Annotated in this window: 4 protein-coding genes; all 4 read right to left on the reverse strand. The window is 41.1% G+C overall.

Annotation, left to right across the window (positions count from 1 at the left end):
• Positions 1-341: 341 nt before the first annotated feature.
• The gene (locus HWQ37_RS24760; RefSeq protein ID WP_363318182.1) at positions 342-830 is read right to left on the reverse strand and encodes an alpha-ketoglutarate-dependent dioxygenase AlkB family protein; all 489 of its coding nucleotides are present in this window, start codon (positions 828-830) and stop codon (positions 342-344) included.
• 109 nt (positions 831-939) lie between these two features.
• Entirely contained in the window at positions 940-1,116 is a 177-nt protein-coding gene (locus tag HWQ37_RS24765; RefSeq protein WP_292752197.1) for a DUF1392 family protein, read from the reverse strand.
• Positions 1,116-1,412: a DNA cytosine methyltransferase gene (locus tag HWQ37_RS24770; protein WP_292752200.1), complete on the reverse strand. Its 297-nt coding sequence runs from the start codon at positions 1,410-1,412 to the stop codon at positions 1,116-1,118. Before HWQ37_RS24770 ends, HWQ37_RS24765 begins: the two co-directional genes overlap by 1 nt.
• 133 nt (positions 1,413-1,545) lie before the next feature.
• On the reverse strand, positions 1,546-2,913 hold the full coding sequence (locus HWQ37_RS24775) for an IS4 family transposase (RefSeq protein WP_292752203.1): 1,368 nt from the start codon (positions 2,911-2,913) through the stop codon (positions 1,546-1,548).
• Positions 2,914-3,190 lie beyond the last annotated feature (277 nt).

The following is a 3,190-nucleotide window of genomic DNA, read 5'->3' on the forward strand; positions in this document are numbered from 1 at the left end:
CAAAAAATGATGCTTAAACACAAGTTCTCTATTTAAATAACAGAATTTTCTGTTACTTTTTTCAAAATGAGAATTGCTGGTTAAATGTTTGGTTCGAGAATTCGTTTTTAAAATCATATCCTCTCCAATATTTTGAGGCAATGCAAAGCTTGGGGTATTGAGGTATACCGCCTTTTAAGTTGGTTAACGTGGGTTAAAAAACCGTCGTTTTTAGTTCAGCAATCAACAGGACTTGTATTGGTAGTTGTTTTTTTCGTCCTATTGACTGCTTTTTAACCGGATTAATTAGTACGCATGAACTAAGAGACTGTCATTTTACATGATCACTGGACTTGTCAGAATCATCTCCCGCCTCCGGTGTGTGGTCGAAATGTCAGATTAATACGGGTGCTAACAACTTTGTTGGTCTTGGGAAGCTGATGCAGATGTGTGGACTGACAACCAGGGTGCATCACAAGTAAACTGCCATGTTCCAGCCAGAAATCCGTTGGTCGGCCGCTGATGGGCTTGATTTGGAATTTGCGACATGACCCCAGGCTGACTGATGCGATGGCTGGGTTAAATCCCATTGATGGCTCATTGTCAGAATGCCAGCCAATCGAATCAATACCACTGCGGTACTGGTTGCCGATGACGATGCGGAACTTATAGCCAGTCAATCCGGTAATGCAGTCGCGTAACTTGGTCAGAGAGTCTGTCCAAGTCAGAGGTTTCAAAAACACGCTATTGGAGTAAATATAGTCACAGCCTTTGTCACCGTACAGGCATTCCAGGCGGGGGACAGGCATTGTTTTACCCAACATCCCGAACACTGGCTTTACCCTGACCATTAGCGTCAACTTCAATTTCTTGTTTTATCTGCTCTATGATTTCGGCGATTTCAATTTGTGACATAATTTTCAGTTCTGTGATAATTTTTCGTTGCGTGATTAGAAAAAATCAGACTTTAACCCGCATCAAACTTTTTTCACCGACCAGTGAGAAACGACTCTCATTAGTTGGTGATTTAGTTAACGTTGGCGACATCAATTCAACAACGTAAAACCAGGAATTATTCACAAGTGCAATTCCCAAAATGAGACGCTGTTTTGTTCCCTTATCGTGACAACACAACATCACTCTTTGCCCTTTCCGGCGAGGCTGAAGGGAGGGCAGGGGAGTCCGGCGATAATACCGTCAACTTCTCCAACTCCGACTCGGTAAAGAGACTCAATTGTGATGTCATGAATGTCTGGAATAATTGGAATATGCGGGAAGCGTAGACTTAACACCTGCTGGCAGTACTCGTTGATTTCGCAAAAAGCTACAGTTTCAAAACCACCGCTAATCATGTGACCGAGGGTGAAGCCACCAATACCGGAGCAGAGGTCAAGAACTTTTTGAGTTTTAAGGGGAGTGATTTGCTGTGTCATGCTCGTCTCCCTAATAAGTAATTAATCGCTTCAACATCAAGAGCAGCAATGCGTTTTTTAATTGATTGAGGTGGGTTATCAAAAAACTGTTTGAGATCCGAATGGCACTAAGAAAAGCTGGAACACTTGTGGTTTAAGCAGTTTGTAATTGCTTGCGTAATTCACGCCGGGGTTTTGTCATCAAGGGGTAAGCTTTTGGGCGGCGTTTACGAACTCGTGGTTCACTTCTACCAGGGCGATCACTCACAGTCTTGTGAACGATAACTTTTAGTAAAGTGCGATAAATTTCAAGACGTTTTGTGTTGTGAGCAGCTAACAATTGGGGAATAAAGTTATTCAAATGATGGCGAGTACCTTGTAAAGACAAGCGCAACGGAGGAGTACCGTAAGTATTACCTGCCGACCACATCAAACTACGAAGTAGATTGTAAGCGAGCAAATAAACATAAATTTCTTTGCGTACCATTGAGGGGGTTTTACACCGCAAAACATCCATGCCCAAGGTAGTTTTGAGATGTCTTAAATCTAGCTCAACATCCCACCGTTTACCGTAAAGCCCAACAATATCTAGAGTAGAATAAGTTGCTTTATCTAAGAGAGTAGTAATTACACTGACTCTTTCTGTACGGAAACCAGGAATAACAATGTAATAGTAAATCTCTCGCACAGTTATAGTTTGAGGTAGAGCATCAAATTCATCTTGGCTCAATCCTTTAGGGCAGATTTTAGGTTTGTACCAAGTAACTAATTTATCGCAGTCTCCAATAATTTTACCTTTTCGCATAGAAGTTTTTCGAGCTTGATGCTTACGAAATACGGCATCACAATTGATTTTTTTAATAGCAACCATATCGGCGTAAGCGCAAAAAGCTCTATCCCCTAAAAGGATATCTAAGGGATTAAGAAACTGATACAGTTGACGAGCAAGTTTAATATCATGAGTGTTCAAAACATCGATGCACAATGCGACAGCGGCTCCCGTCGCTAAACTGAATATCACTCCAATCTTCGCAATTGGAAACCCACATCCAGCTTTTTGAGTATTTGGTTGAGGGTATTCTTTCTGGTTCTCTAAAGTGTCAGGCATGGACACAGTTGACCCGTCTATCACCTTCACATTTCGACCACACCATAAATGTTCTTTCCCTACCCTTTTTTCTAAGCTTTGTCCAGACTGATTAAAAAGTTTTTCTAATAACTTTTCTGGTAATCTAGACCGCGCTTGACAATACGCGCTTGTATCAGTTGATGGAATTTCTACTCTTTGACATGCCAAATAAGCAATAACTTTACTCACTGCATTATGGCAACTTTTATCAGTATCCAAAACCTGAGATAAAAACGCCCACAGCGTTACTATGGGGTCAAATAATCGCTGATAATATTTAATTTTTAGCTCCGTCAAAGCCTGCTCAATTACAGATTCTGGTAACAGTTCTTTAAAGGGTAGTCCCAAACTTTGACTAAATGTTTGCTTGAGAATTTGTACTCGTAGTGTCACAGTAGTATTTATGTTGTTGGCTTATTCGTATCAATGAAAGTATTTCATGAACGAGTAAGCTTTTCCTATTCTTATAATTTTTGGACAGCCCGTGCATCATCGCCCCATCCATGAAGGTCTATCTGATCCGGGAGCGATCGCTTCACCTGCCCACTCACTGTTCATTGATTAAAAGTTTAAATCCTTACCTCATATAGCTTATAGCTTTTCTTAGTGCCATTCGTTTGAGATCCCATCTCCGAATTTGGTAATGTCTGGCAGAGCGTCTTGTAGCTTT

Source organism: Nostoc sp. NMS4 (assembly GCF_017115095.1).
Taxonomy (GTDB): Bacteria; Cyanobacteriota; Cyanobacteriia; order Cyanobacteriales; family Nostocaceae; genus Nostoc.